11 protein-coding genes are annotated in these 13,024 nt (G+C 66.9%); 5 read left to right on the forward strand and 6 right to left on the reverse strand.

What is annotated here, in order from left to right:
- Positions 1-70 precede the first annotated feature (70 nt).
- The gene (locus tag LQK81_RS10850; protein ID WP_230806203.1) at positions 71-1,354 is read right to left on the reverse strand and encodes an NAD(P)/FAD-dependent oxidoreductase; all 1,284 of its coding nucleotides are present in this window, start codon (positions 1,352-1,354) and stop codon (positions 71-73) included.
- 132 nt (positions 1,355-1,486) lie between these two features.
- The gene (locus tag LQK81_RS10855; protein ID WP_230806204.1) at positions 1,487-2,380 is read right to left on the reverse strand and encodes a LysR family transcriptional regulator; all 894 of its coding nucleotides are present in this window, start codon (positions 2,378-2,380) and stop codon (positions 1,487-1,489) included.
- 172 nt (positions 2,381-2,552) lie between these two features.
- Between LQK81_RS10855 and hglS the strand changes: the two genes are divergently transcribed.
- Genes hglS through LQK81_RS10875 form a run of 4 tightly spaced genes read left to right on the forward strand, consistent with a single transcriptional unit; the run spans position 2,553 to position 8,219 of the window.
- Positions 2,553-3,962, forward strand: coding sequence for a 2-oxoadipate dioxygenase/decarboxylase HglS (gene hglS, locus LQK81_RS10860; protein ID WP_230806206.1), 1,410 nt, complete (start codon positions 2,553-2,555; stop codon positions 3,960-3,962).
- A 10-nt stretch (positions 3,963-3,972) separates the two neighbouring features.
- On the forward strand, positions 3,973-5,391 hold the full coding sequence (locus LQK81_RS10865; RefSeq protein WP_230806208.1) for an FAD-binding oxidoreductase: 1,419 nt from the start codon (positions 3,973-3,975) through the stop codon (positions 5,389-5,391).
- Positions 5,392-5,444: 53 nt separating this feature from the next.
- Positions 5,445-6,968 (forward strand): L-piperidine-6-carboxylate dehydrogenase, encoded by a 1,524-nt coding sequence (gene amaB / locus LQK81_RS10870; protein WP_230806210.1) that lies wholly within the window; start codon positions 5,445-5,447, stop codon positions 6,966-6,968.
- A gap of 18 nt (positions 6,969-6,986) precedes the next feature.
- Positions 6,987-8,219 (forward strand): pyridoxal phosphate-dependent aminotransferase, encoded by a 1,233-nt coding sequence (locus LQK81_RS10875; RefSeq protein ID WP_230806212.1) that lies wholly within the window; start codon positions 6,987-6,989, stop codon positions 8,217-8,219.
- A gap of 250 nt (positions 8,220-8,469) precedes the next feature.
- Here LQK81_RS10875 and LQK81_RS10880 read toward each other — a convergent pair whose 3' ends face one another.
- Entirely contained in the window at positions 8,470-9,573 is a 1,104-nt protein-coding gene (locus LQK81_RS10880; RefSeq protein ID WP_230806214.1) for a saccharopine dehydrogenase family protein, read from the reverse strand.
- A 101-nt stretch (positions 9,574-9,674) separates the two neighbouring features.
- Here LQK81_RS10880 and LQK81_RS10885 point away from each other — a divergent pair, with 101 nt between their 5' ends.
- The gene (locus LQK81_RS10885) at positions 9,675-10,127 is read left to right on the forward strand and encodes an Lrp/AsnC family transcriptional regulator (RefSeq protein WP_230806215.1); all 453 of its coding nucleotides are present in this window, start codon (positions 9,675-9,677) and stop codon (positions 10,125-10,127) included.
- 31 nt (positions 10,128-10,158) lie between these two features.
- Here LQK81_RS10885 and LQK81_RS10890 read toward each other — a convergent pair whose 3' ends face one another.
- The 3 genes from LQK81_RS10890 to LQK81_RS10900 form a co-directional block, all read right to left on the reverse strand.
- Positions 10,159-11,412, reverse strand: a complete 1,254-nt coding sequence (locus LQK81_RS10890) for an NAD(P)/FAD-dependent oxidoreductase (protein WP_230806217.1) — start codon at positions 11,410-11,412, stop codon at positions 10,159-10,161.
- Between the two features lie 82 nt (positions 11,413-11,494).
- The gene (locus tag LQK81_RS10895) at positions 11,495-12,262 is read right to left on the reverse strand and encodes an SDR family oxidoreductase (RefSeq protein WP_230806219.1); all 768 of its coding nucleotides are present in this window, start codon (positions 12,260-12,262) and stop codon (positions 11,495-11,497) included.
- 43 nt (positions 12,263-12,305) lie between these two features.
- Entirely contained in the window at positions 12,306-12,959 is a 654-nt protein-coding gene (locus tag LQK81_RS10900; protein WP_230806535.1) for a GntR family transcriptional regulator, read from the reverse strand.
- Positions 12,960-13,024: the final 65 nt, after the last annotated feature.

Genomic DNA, 13,024 nt, shown 5'->3' on the forward strand with positions numbered 1-13,024 from the left:
AAACCCTGAACGGAAATGGCCCGCGGTCGAAGGACACGCGGGCCTTTTCGTCCGGAGCGGGATCGCCCGCTCAGATGCGCGCCTGCACCAGATGCGCGAGCTGTGCCCCGACCTCGTAATAGCCTTCGCGGATCGGTCGGAAGGACTGCGCCATCGGCTCGGTGACCGGCAACGGCAGGTCGCCCTCGACGATCTCGCCGGCGATATGGCGCGCCAGCACCTTGCCGAACACCGTTCCGGGCGCAATGCCGCGGCCGTTATAACCGGAAAAGCCGATAACGTTGTCCGCCAGCCGGTGGAAGCGCGGCAGGTTGTCGACCGTCATTCCGATCATCCCGTACCATTCGGCCTCGAACTCGACGCCGCCAATCTCGGGAAACAGCTTCTTCAGCGATCGCCGGGCCCAGGCCCTGTGGATCGCGGCCCCGGTCCCGCGCAGCGCGCCGACGCTGCCGAAGACGAGGCGGCCGCGCCTGTCGAAGCGGAACGAGGACAGGATTTCCGCCGTGTCCCACGCCCCCTCCCGACCGGGCAGGATTTTCTTCTGCAGGTCCGGCGACAGCGGCTTCGTGGCGAAATTGAAATAGGGCAGGTGGACGAGTTCGGCGCGCACCTCTGCCCAGGGCGCAACCGTATAGGCATTGGTGGCGACGACCACCCAGTCCGCCGACACCGAGCCCCGCTCGGTCCTGACCGTCCACTGCTTGCCCGTCCGCTCGGCGCCGACGACGGGGCTCGCGGTATGGACCTGCACGCCCGCGGCGATCGCCGCCTTCGCCAGTCCGCGCACATAGGCGAGCGGCTGGATCGTGCCGGCGCGCCTGTCGAGCAGGGCGCCGGCATAGGCGTCGGTGCCGACCCGCCGCGCCGTCTCGGCGGCATCGAGCAGCGTCACCGGCGCGCCACGGCGCCCCCATTGCTCGGCGCGCGTTTCGAGTTCCTCCAGCCCGGACCTGCCGACCGCGCAATGCAGCGTGCCGGCCGGATTGATCTCGCAATCGATCGCATGCTTTTCGACCAGCTCGAAGACGAGCTTCGGCGCATTGCCGAGCAGGTCGAGCAGGCGGTCGCCGTAGAGCTGTCCCAGCACACCCGGCAACTCGTCCGGCATGGTCCACATGCCGGCATTGACAAGGCCGACATTGCGACCCGACCCGCCGAAGCCGATCTCCTTGCCTTCCAGCAGCACCACGCGGCTTCCGCGCTCGGCCAGATGCAGCGCTGCGGAAAAGCCGGTGAAGCCGCCGCCGACGACCACCACGTCAGCCTCGGCCGGGCCGGCAAGGGCTTGGGTCTCAGGTGCGGGCGGGGCGGTCAGCTCCCAGAGGCCGTGGGAGCGGGGATCGTTCTGCATCGGGTTTCTTCTTCAGTCTGCGTGAAAGCCATGTCCGGATGGCGCCACATTCCGCCATCGCCTGCAAGGAGGAAAGTGCTGTTTCGGCACCGGGTCATTCTCGACGCGAATGAGCCGGCCACGGCCGACGCCTCAATTGACCTGCGTCCCGATCCAGGCCCGGAAGGCCTGGCTCAGCGAGTTTTCCAGCTTCCCTTCCGGCACGACGAGATAATAGCTGTTGTCGGTCTGCATCGGCCGGTCGAAGACGACGGCAAGACGCCCGCTGGCCAGCTCCTGCTCGATCAGGTAGCGCGGCAGCAGCGCGAAGCCGAGACCTGCGACCGCCGCCTCGATTACCATCGAGAACTGGTCGAAGCGGTGGCCGCGATAGGCCGTCTCGGTTGCCCCGCCATTGATCTCGAACCATTGCGCCCAGAGCTTCGGCCGGGTCGCCAGGTGCATCAGCGGCGCGCGCTCCAGATCCTTGGGCTCATCGAGTTGCCACTGCCGCAGAAGCTCGGGGCTCGCCGCCGGCAGGATCACCTCGCTGCAGAGATAGGAGCAACTGGCGCGCGCCCATACCGGCTGGCCGTAGTGGATGGCGAGATCGAAGCTCTCCTCGTCGAAATCGAAGGGGGCGGAGCGCGAGGCGACGTTGATCACCGTGCCCGGATATCGGTCCAGGAAGGCCGGCAGGCGCGGCGTCAGCCAGCGGCTGCCGAAGGTCGGCAGCGTGGCGATCGTCAGGCTGTGGTCGGAGCGCGCCGCCGACATGGCGCGCAGCATGGTCTCTTCCGTCTGGTGCAGGAGCTTGCGCACCTCCGGCAGGAACCGGCGGCCGTCCTCCGAAAGCACGACGCGCTGACGCACGCGCTCGAACAGAAGCACGCCAAGTTGCTCCTCGAGATCCTTGATCTGGCGGCTGACGGCGCTCTGGGTGAGGTTCAGCTCGTTGGCGGCCTGGGTGAAGCTGCCATGGCGCGCAGCGCATTCGAACGCCTGCAGCGTGGTCACGTCGGGGATCAGCCTGCGGCTCAACTTCATTCGGCTCTCGCATCAACCTGTTCAGAACACGCGCGATCAATCGGCATTCCGATCCGTTATGATCCGTTTTGAGAATGATCGGGGCCCTTGCCCCTTGTAGAGCAATTCCGGGAAAAGTGTGAAGCGGTTTTCCGCCGGGGATAGCGCGTTATCAAGACGGGACAGGCCGCCCATGAAAGATCGATCCCACGTATCCGCCGACGCGATCCGCTCGGATTTCTCCGCCGCCATGTCGGCCATGTATCGCGACGAGGTGCCGGCCTACGGCACGCTGATGGCGCTCGTGGCCCGCGTCAACGGCGAGACGCTCGCAGCCGACCCGCAGCTTCGAGGCCGGCTGGAAGCCACCGATTCGCTGGAGCGCATCTCGCAGGAGCGCCACGGCGCGATCCGTCTCGGGACGGCGGAAGAACTCTCGATGATGCGCCGCGTCTTTTCGGTGATGGGCATGTATCCGGTCGGCTACTACGATCTGTCGACCGCAGGCGTTCCGGTCCATTCCACCGCCTTCCGGCCGGTCGGCGACGCGGCCCTGAAGCGCAACCCCTTCCGTGTCTTCACCTCGCTGCTCCGCCTCGACCTGGTCGCCGACGTGGCGTTGCGCAACGAAGCCGCAAAGGTCCTGGCGGCCCGGAAAATCTTCACCGACCGCGCCATCGAGCTGGTCGACAAGGCGGAGCGCGACGGCGGCCTCGACGCCGCCGATGCGAAGGCCTTCGTCGGCGAGGTGCTGGAAACCTTCCGCTGGCACGACCGGGCGATCGTCGGCGCCGGCATGTACCGGCGCCTGCACGACGCCCACCGCCTGATCGCCGACGTCGTCTCTTTCAGGGGCCCGCACATCAATCACCTGACGCCGCGCACGCTCGACATCGACCGGGTGCAGGCGCTGATGCCGGAAGAAGGCATCGCGCCCAAGGCCGTCGTCGAGGGTCCGCCGACCCGCAAGTGCGCGATCCTCCTGCGCCAGACCTCGTTCAAGGCGTTGGAGGAACCGGTCTCCTTCATCGGCGAGGACGGCGCGTGGAAGACCGGATCGCACACCGCCCGCTTCGGCGAGATCGAGCAGCGCGGCATCGCGCTGACGCCGAAGGGCCGCGCCCTCTACGACAGGCTCCTGGGCGACACCCGTGCCATCGCCCGCCCCGCCGCCGACGGCTCCAACGCCGCTGAATACGAGGCAGCGCTCACAGAAGTCTTCGCCGCCTTCCCCGACGACTGGAACGAGATCCGCAAGGCCGGCCTCGGCTACTTCGCCTATTCGCTGACGGAGAAAGGGCGCACCGCCAAGGCCTCCGGCCGGCACCCCGGCGGGGACATCGAGGCGCTGATCGCTTCCGGCCATGTCCAGTTCGATCCGATCGTCTACGAGGACTTCCTGCCCGTCTCCGCCGCCGGCATCTTCCAGTCCAACCTCGGCGACGACGCCGCGCAGGAATTCGCCGCCAGCCCCAACCAGGTGATGTTCGAGCGCGACCTCGGTGTGGCCGTGCTCGACGAATTCGCCCACTATGCGGGCATCGAAAAGGCCTCTATGGAAGAGTGCCTCGGCATGGCCAGCATGGCGGACGCCGCGGAGTGACGGTCGGCCGATGATCGAAAGCAAGCATATCGAGGCGCTGGGGCAGATGCTCGGCGGGAAGGGACTTCTCACCGGCCCCGCCGACATGGCCGCCTACGAGACCGGCGCGCGCTACGACAAGGGCAGCGCCGCCTTCGTCGCCCGTCCTGCCTCGACCGCCGAGACCTCCGCCGTCGTTTCCTATTGCGTGAAGAACGGCATCGCGCTGGTGCCGCAGTCCGGCAACACCGGCCTCGTCTCCGGCTCGACCCCCGACGCAACCGGCAGCCAGGGCATCCTCAGCCTCGATCGCCTGGCCGCTCCCTTCGATCTCGACCGGATCAACCGGACGGTTTCGGCCGGAGCGGGCCTTCGCCTTTCCGAGGTCAACCGGCGCCTGGAAGAGGCCGGCCTGTTCTTTTCGATCGACCTCGGCGCCGATCCCCGCCTCGGCGGCATGATCGCAACCAATACCGGCGGCTCGCGCTTCCTGCGCTACGGCGACGTTCGTCGCAACGTGCTGGGGCTGACGGTGGTTCTCGCCGACGCGGCCGGCACCGTGCTCGAACTCGGCTCCGGCCTGCGCAAAAACAATACCGGCGTCGACTGGAAGCAGCTCTTCATCGGCACCTCAGGCGCCTTCGGCATCGTCACCGAATGCGTGCTGAACCTCGAGCCCCTGCCGCGCCAGACCGCCACCGCCTTCCTCGTACCGTCCGCGCCGGACCGCGTGCCGGATCTGCTGGTGGCCATGGAAGACGCGCTCGGCAGCTACCTCTCCGCCTTCGAGGGCATGTCGAAAAACGCCGTGTCCGCCGCGCTCGCCCATGTGCCCGCGCTGCGCAACCCCTTCCAGGGCGGCCTCGTCCCGGACTTCGTCATTCTGGCCGAGATCTCCCGTACCTCGCCACCGCGCGAGGGCGAGCAGCCGCTCGACGCCGTGCTCGAAGACGTGCTGGCCGGCATCTGGGAGCGCGAGGACGCGCCGCTCGCCGATGCCTTCGTCGGCCCGCCGCACGAGATGTGGGCGCTGCGCCATGCGCTGTCGGAAGGCGTGAAGCATAGCGGGCGATTGATCGCCTTCGATCTTTCCTTCCGCCGGGGTGATATCATGCGCTTCCTCGCCCATATGAAGGCGGAGATGCCGGCGCGGTTCGACGGCGTCACGATCTGCGACTTCGGCCATATCGGCGACGGCGGTGTGCACTTCAACCTCGTCGTCCCCGCCGACGACCAGCGCCTTGCCGGTCCCGGCTTCGAGGCGGCGTTGCGCGAATGGGTGTTCAAGGTCGCCGTCGAGGATTTTGGCGGAAGCTACAGTGCCGAACATGCGATCGGCCGCAAGAACCGGGTCTTCTACGACCGATATACGCCGGGCGAGATCCGCCGGCTGGCTGCGGGGCTGAAGGCGCTCACCTCGCCCGGCCCGCTCGGCAGCGTCACCTTCTGAGAGAAACGGCGGCCCGCCGCCTGCAAGACACAGTGAAAACGGAGAACAGGACGATGACCAAGGTCGATGTAAAACAGGAAACCGCGAAGCTTCTCGACAAGCTCGGCGTGCCGGCGTCCGCCTGGCAGAACGGCGACATGGCCTCCTTCAGCCCGGTTTCGGGCGAAGAGATCGCCAGGCTCAAGACCCATTCCGCAGCCGACGCCGCCAAGGCGATCGACGCCGCTCACGAAGCCTTCAGGGCCTGGCGCCTCGTGCCGGCGCCCAAGCGCGGCGAACTCGTCCGCCTGCTCGGCGAGGAACTGCGCGCCGCCAAGGCCGATCTCGGCCGCATCGTCTCCATCGAGGCCGGCAAGATCACCTCCGAAGGCCTCGGCGAAGTGCAGGAAATGATCGACATCTGCGATTTCGCCGTCGGCCTGTCCCGCCAGCTCTACGGCCTGACGATCGCCACCGAGCGCCCCGGCCACCGCATGATGGAAACCTGGCATCCGCTCGGCGTCGTCGGCATCATCTCCGCCTTCAACTTCCCCGTCGCCGTCTGGTCGTGGAACGCGGCACTTGCGCTCGTCTGCGGCAACCCGGTCGTCTGGAAGCCGTCCGAGAAGACCCCGCTCACCGCCCTTGCCAGCCAGGCGATCCTCGAGCGCGCCATCGCCCGCTTCGGCGATGCGCCGAAGAACCTCTCGCAGGTGCTGATCGGCGACCGCGCCACCGGCGAGGCCCTCGTCGACAATCCGAAGGTCGCGCTCGTCTCCGCCACCGGCTCCACCCGCATGGGCAAGGAAGTCGGCCCGCGCCTGGCAAAACGCTTCGCCCGCTCGATCCTCGAGCTTGGCGGCAACAATGCCGGCATCGTCTGCCCCACCGCCGACCTCGACATGGCGCTCAGGGCCATCGCCTTCGGCGCCATGGGCACCGCCGGCCAGCGCTGCACCACGCTCCGCCGCCTGTTCGTCCACGACAGCGTCTACGACCAGCTCGTCCCGCGCCTGAAGAAGGCCTATGAGAGCGTTTCCGTCGGCAACCCGCTGGAAACCTCCGCCCTTGTCGGCCCGCTGGTCGACAGGCAGGCCTTCGACAACATGCAGAAGGCGCTGGAGGCTGCAAAAGCCGAAGGCGGCAAGGTTACCGGCGGCCATCGCGTCACCGACGCCGGCAAGGACACCGCCTACTACGTCAAGCCGGCGATCGTCGAAATGCCGAAGCAGGCAGGCCCCGTGCTCGAAGAGACGTTCGCGCCGATCCTCTACGTCATGAAGTATTCCGACTTCGACAAGGCGCTGGACGACCACAACGCCGTCGCAGCCGGCCTCTCCTCGTCGATCTTCACGCTGGACATGCAGGAATCCGAGCGTTTCCTGTCCGCCGACGGTTCCGATTGCGGCATCGCCAACGTCAACATCGGCACCTCCGGTGCGGAGATCGGCGGCGCGTTCGGCGGCGAGAAGGAAACCGGCGGCGGCCGCGAATCCGGCTCGGACGCCTGGAAGGCCTACATGCGCCGCGCCACCAACACGGTGAACTACTCCAAGGCCCTGCCGCTGGCCCAGGGCGTCTCCTTCGACATCGAATAGGCAGCGAAGGAAGCGTCCATGACCATGGCAACCAAGATCGAGGAGGCGGGCTTCAGGCCCGCCTCGCGGATCGCCGCGATCGGCGTCTCGAAGATCCTGCAGATCGGCGCCCGCGCCAATCAGATGAAGCGCGAGGGCCATCCCGTCATCATCCTCGGCGCCGGCGAGCCGGATTTCGACACGCCGGACAACGTCAAGCAAGCGGCCAAGGCCGCGATCGACCGCGGCGAGACGAAGTACACCGCCCTCGACGGCACGCCGGAACTGAAGAAGGCGATCGCGGAAAAATTCCGCCGCGAGAACGGCGTCGACTATGCGCCAGACGAGATCACCGTCGCCACCGGCGCCAAGCAGATCCTGTTCAACGCCTTCATGGCGAGCATCGATCCGGGCGACGAGGTGAACATCCCGACGCCCTACTGGACCTCCTATTCCGACATCGTCGAGATCTGCGGCGGCGTGCCGGTGCTGATCCCCTGCGACGCGTCCGCCGGCTTCCGGCTGAAGGCGGAGCAGCTGGAAGGCGCGATCACGCCGCGGACGCGCTGGGTGCTCCTGAACTCGCCTTCGAACCCGTCCGGCGCAGCCTATGGCGAGGCCGACTACCGCCCGCTGCTGGAGGTGTTGCTGCGCCACCCGCATGTCTGGCTGATGGTCGACGACATGTACGAGCACATCGTCTATGACGACTTCCGCTTTGTCACCCCAGCCGCGATCGAGCCGCGACTGAAGGATCGCACGCTGACGATCAACGGCGTGTCGAAGGCCTATGCCATGACCGGCTGGCGGATCGGCTATGCAGGCGGCCCCAGGGCGCTGATCAAGGCGATGGCGGTGATCCAGAGCCAGGCGACCTCCTGCCCCTCCTCCGTCAGCCAAGCAGCCTCCGTCGAGGCGCTGAACGGGCCGCAGGGCTTTCTCAAGGAGCGGCAGGAGAGCTTCCGGCAGCGCCGCGACCTCGTCGTCACAGCCCTGAACGCCATCCCCGGCATCGACTGCCGCACGCCCGAAGGCGCCTTCTACACATTTGCCGGGTGTGCCGGCCTGATCGGCCGGAAGACGCCGGCAGGCAGGACGATCGAAACCGACGCCGATTTCACCGACTACCTTCTGGACGTCGCCCACGTCGCCGTCGTCCCCGGCTCCGCCTTCGGCCTCTCACCCTACTTCCGCATTTCCTATGCCACGTCGGAGACGGAACTGAAGGAAGCGTTGAGGCGGATTGCGGAAGCGTGCGCAAGGCTTGGCTGACGAGCCTGCGCGGCTGCATCCGTTGCAGCCGCAGTGTTTCACCCCTCATCCGGCTGCCGCCACCTTCTCCCCGTGAACGGGGAGAAGGACGAACGCCGCGCCGTCTCCATTCCCTCTCCCCGCCTGCGGGGAGAGGGTCAGGGTGAGGGGCAGTCTTTGTTGGCGCGTGTCACGACGGTGGGCACGCAAAGAGAAAGCGCCCCAGGGGTTTCCCCGGGGCGTCCTGCTTCATCCGGACATTGAGGCGACGTTATCCCGCCGCGCGCGTGCCGTGATGCTCCTGCGCATAATAGTGACCGAAGCGGTTGGCCAGGAACGTGTCGAGCGAGATCTCTTCCTGCTTGACGAAACCCTTTGCCCGCAACGAGCCGTCGGCCAGCATGTCGAGCACGGCGCAGATCGAGCCGGCCGTGGTGATCTGGATCGCCGAATGCATGCGGCCGGCGATGACGGCGCTGTAGATCTTGTTGGCGTAGGTTTCCTGGATCAGGCGCCCGTCCTTGCGGCCGGAGACGGTGACGAAGACGATGACGACGTCCTGGGTCGTCGCCGGCAGGGCGTTCTCGAAGATATCCTTCAGCACCTCGCGGCGGTGGCGCAGGCCGAGGTCGTTGAGCAGCGCCTTCATGATCGCCGCATGCCCGGGATAGCGGATCGTCCGGTAGTTGAGCGTGCGCACCTTGCCCTTCAGCGTCTCGCAGAGCGTTCCAAGGCCGCCCGAGGTGTTGAAGGCCTCGTAGGTGACGCCGTCGAGCGAGAATTCCTCGCGCTCCTCCAGCGCCGGCACCTCGACGAGCGCGCCCTCGACGATCGCCTCGCACGGCTCGATGTACTCGTTGATGACGCCGTCCGTGCTCCAGGTGAGATTGTAGTTCAGCGCGTTGGAGGGATATTGCGGCAGGGCGCCGACGCGCATGCGCACGCTCTCCAGCGTGTCGAAATGGCTGGCGAGATCGTTGGCGACGATCGAGATGAAGCCGGGCGCCAGTCCGCATTGCGGGATGAAGGCGGTCTTTGCCGTCTCGGCGATGCGCTTGACCTGCCGGGTCGATTCGACGTCTTCGGTCAGGTCGAGATAGTGGACGCCGGCCGCAGCCGCGGCTTCGGCGATCGCGACCGTCAGGTGGTAGGGCGCAGCGCTGAGCACCGCGAAGCGGCCTTCCAGCAATGTGACCAGCGCCTTTGCATCGGCGATGTCGACCACGGCGGTGGTGACCGCCTTGTGCTCTTCGATCGACAGGAGCTGCTCGGCGGAACGGTCTACCACCGTGACCCGGTAGTCACCGCTGTGCGCCAGCAGGCGCGCAATGGTGGAGCCGATTTTTCCCGCGCCGATGACGACGATTTCTTTCATTTTGTTTTCCCCGCAGGCTGTAATTTCTCCTTGATTCTGCGCTCGTTCCCTGTCGATTCACAGCTGCGGATAGGGCATAATGCATCATCGATATCGGCAGAATGACGAGTAAGATGGTCACAACGACGCTCAGTCCCAAGGATCGCGAACTGCTCGCCATCCTCAGCGAGAACGCCCGGGAACAGACCTCGGCGATCGCCCGCCGCCTTGGCCTGTCGCGCACGACGGTGCAGGCCAGGATCGAGCGGCTGGAACGCGACGGCGTGATCACCGGCTACGGCGTGCGGGTGTCGGACGAATACGAGGGCGGCATGGTGAAGGCGCACGTCCTCATCACCATCGCGCCGAAGACGCTTTCGCGCATCACCGGCGAGCTTCACGCGATCGCCGAGGTGCGCGCCCTGCATTCGGTCTCGGGATCGTTCGACCTGATCGCGATCGTTGCCGCAGCCTCGATCGCCGAACTCGACCACCTGATCGACCGGATCGGGGAAATCGACGGCGTCGAGCGCACCCTCTCGTCCATCATCCTGTCCACGCGCATCAGCCGTTAGCCGGGATCGGGAGAAGACGGCGCAACCGGCGCTACGCCAGGAACCGGTCCGCACGGTAAGGGGCGAGGTCGACGATCGTCTTCTCGCCGAGCATGCTTTCCGCCAAGGCCCGCCCCGTCACCGGCCCGAGCGTCATGCCGTGGTGGGCATGACCGAAGGCGAACCACAGTCCGGCATGGCGCGGCGCCTTGCCGATGACCGGCATCATGTCCGGCGTGCAGGGTCGCGCCCCCATCCACGGCTCCTCGTCGCGCCGCTCGGCGAGGGGAAAGAACTCGCGTGCCACCCGCTCCGCCCGGCGAAGCTGCACCGGCGTCTTGCGCGCGTCGCGCTTGGCGAATTCCGCACCCGTCGTCAGGCGGATGCCGCGGTTCATCGGCGCCAGAAAGTAGCCGCGTTCGGCGTCGAGCACCCAGTTGTTGAGCCGCGCGCCCTCTGCCGCGCCATAGTGCATGTGGTAGCCGCGCTTGACCGCGAGCGGAAAGTGATAGCCGAACTTGCGCGTCACCGTATCCGCCCAGGGCCCGAGCGCGACGACGACGTCTGTCGCCGCCAGCGACCCCTCTGGCGTCGCAATCCGCCAGCCCTCGCCTTCCAGCACGTGCTCGATCGTCGCCGCGTCGCCGGCCATCAGCGTCCCGCCCAGCGACTGGAAATACTGCACATAGGCCTTCAGCAGCCCGCCGGGATCGAGGATCGACCAGGGATCGGTCCAGCGCAGGCCGCCCGTCAGCTCGGCGCGGATATGCGGCTCCAGCCGCTTCATCTCTTCGGTGGTGAACTTCTGGTGGTTGACGCCGAACTTCGCCGAAAGCTGCTCGGCCTCCGCATAGGCCGCGTCCCGGGCCTTCTCCGTGCGGAACACCTTCATCCAGCCGTCCTTGCGGATCAGCGCCTCCGCGCCCGAGGCCTTGATCAGGTCGGCGTGCTCGGTGACCGAGTTCTCGATCAGGGGCGCATAGAGATGGGCGATGCGCTGGTGCTGCGTGAACCCCGAATGCCACCAGTAGCGCAGAAGGAACGGAACCAGCCCCGGAAGCGCCGACAGGTGGTAGTGCGCATCGATCGTGTTGTTCAGCGCATAGCGGAACAGCGCCCCGAAATCGTGCGGGAAGCCGTAGGGAAAGACGCCTTCGCGCTGGATCAGCCCGGCATTGCCGTAGGACGTTTCCTCGGCCGGCCCGCGGCGGTCGACAAGAACGACCGACTTTCCCCGCCGCGCCAGATGGATCGCCGTCGAGATGCCGACGACGCCCGCGCCCAGAACGATGACATCCGTTTTCATGGAAAAGGCCCCGAATTCACGATTGCATTGCCGCGATCAATGCATGCCGTGCGCCCCGAGGCAAGGCGCAGCCTTCGCATCGTCAGACGGACGTGCTCATGCCGCCGTCGACATAGAGCGTGTGGCCGTTGACGAAGGAGGAGGCGTCGCTGGCGAGGAAGACGGCGGCCCCGACGAGTTCGCCGACCTCGCCCCAGCGGCCGGCCGGCGTTCGCTTTTCCAGCCAGGCGGTGAAGTCCGGGTCCTCCACCAGTGCCTTGTTCAGCGGCGTCTTGAAATAGCCGGGCGCGATCGCGTTGATCTGCAGCCCGTATTTCGCCCAGTCGGCGCTCATGCCGCGCGTGAGGTTGCGGACCGCTCCCTTCGTCGCCGTGTAGGGCGCGATCCCGGTGCGGGCGAGCTCGCTCTGCACCGAGGCGATGTTGATGATCTTGCCGCGCCCGCGCGCGATCATCGGACGGGCGACGGCGCGGGAGACATGGAAGACGCTGGAAACGTTGGTCCTCAGGAGTTCGTCCCACTTTTCGGCCGGAAAATCCTCGAGCGGCGCGCGGAACTGCATGCCGGCATTGTTGACCAGGATGTCGATCGGCCCCGTTTCCGCCTCGATGACGGCGACCATCTGTGCGGCGGCGGCACCGTCGGTGACGTCGAAGGGAGCGGCCTGGGCGCCGTAGCCCTTGTCGCGCAGCACCCGCACGGCACCTGCGAGCTTCTCCGCCGAGCGGCCGTTGACGAGCACGCTCGCGCCATGGGCTGCAAGGCCCTCGGCGATCGCAAAGCCGATGCCCTGCCCCGAGCCCGTCACCAGCGCCCGCCGACCCGAAAGATCAAACAATGGAAATGCCATGCCGTTCAGTCCTCCCGATGCGTTCCGGCCGATCCCGTCGGCCCTACTGTCCGGCCAGCCGGAGCAGGTTTTCGATCGCCGCTCGCTCGAAGCCGCCGATCCCTTCACAAATGTCGGCATTGATCGCCGACGCCACCGCCTCCTCGTCGCGCTTGCGGAGTGCTGCGATGGCCTCCTGGTGCCGGTCGACGAAATAGAGCTGCGCCACATGCGCCATGGCGATGCCGAGGAAAGGGCCGAGCTGCAGCCACACGCTTTCCACCATCGGCATGACGATCTGGTCGGGATTGGCGGTGTAGAGCGTGCGGTGGAATTCCTGGTTCAAAAGCAGCGCGGTCGCGTTGTCGTTCTGTGCGATCGCCTCGTCCTGCGCCTTGTCGATCGCCACCAGCCGGTCGATCTGCTTCTCGGTGATGTGCCCGACGGCTCGGCGCGCGGCATGCTGCTCCAGCGTGGCGCGGAGCGCGATCAATTCGCCGAACCGCTCGGCGGTCATCCTCGGCACCATGATGCGCCGGTTGTCCAGCACCTTCAGCGCGCCCTCGGAAGAGAGCCGGCGCAGCGCCTCGCGCACCGGCGTCGGGCTGCTCTCCATCGCCTCGGCGATACCGCGGATGGTCAGCGACTCCCCGGGGCGGATGGAGCCCACCATGATCGCCTGCCGCAGCCGGCGGTGCGCGTATTCGTGGGTCGTCATGCCTTCGGGCCGGTCGAGCGGCTCCAGTTTCAAAACTGCCAAAGTCCCCTCCTGGCCGGCCAGGA

The organism is Rhizobium sp. GN54, assembly GCF_021026345.1.
Classification (GTDB): Bacteria; Pseudomonadota; Alphaproteobacteria; order Rhizobiales; family Rhizobiaceae; genus Mycoplana.

Bases quoted from the DNA above. Each gene is read 5' to 3' on its own strand.
- LQK81_RS10875 (WP_230806212.1), top strand. From the start codon at position 6,987: ATGACCATGGCAACCAAGATCGAGGAGGCGGGCTTCAGGCCCGCCTCG.
- LQK81_RS10855 (WP_230806204.1), bottom strand. From the start codon at position 2,380: ATGAAGTTGAGCCGCAGGCTGATCCCCGACGTGACCACGCTGCAGGCG.
- LQK81_RS10865 (WP_230806208.1), top strand. From the start codon at position 3,973: ATGATCGAAAGCAAGCATATCGAGGCGCTGGGGCAGATGCTCGGCGGG.
- LQK81_RS10895 (WP_230806219.1), bottom strand. From the start codon at position 12,262: ATGGCATTTCCATTGTTTGATCTTTCGGGTCGGCGGGCGCTGGTGACG.
- LQK81_RS10850 (WP_230806203.1), bottom strand. From the start codon at position 1,354: ATGCAGAACGATCCCCGCTCCCACGGCCTCTGGGAGCTGACCGCCCCG.
- amaB (WP_230806210.1), top strand. From the start codon at position 5,445: ATGACCAAGGTCGATGTAAAACAGGAAACCGCGAAGCTTCTCGACAAG.
- LQK81_RS10880 (WP_230806214.1), bottom strand. From the start codon at position 9,573: ATGAAAGAAATCGTCGTCATCGGCGCGGGAAAAATCGGCTCCACCATT.
- hglS (WP_230806206.1), top strand. From the start codon at position 2,553: ATGAAAGATCGATCCCACGTATCCGCCGACGCGATCCGCTCGGATTTC.
- LQK81_RS10890 (WP_230806217.1), bottom strand. From the start codon at position 11,412: ATGAAAACGGATGTCATCGTTCTGGGCGCGGGCGTCGTCGGCATCTCG.
- LQK81_RS10885 (WP_230806215.1), top strand. From the start codon at position 9,675: ATGACGAGTAAGATGGTCACAACGACGCTCAGTCCCAAGGATCGCGAA.
- LQK81_RS10900 (WP_230806535.1), bottom strand. From the start codon at position 12,959: ATGACGACCCACGAATACGCGCACCGCCGGCTGCGGCAGGCGATCATG.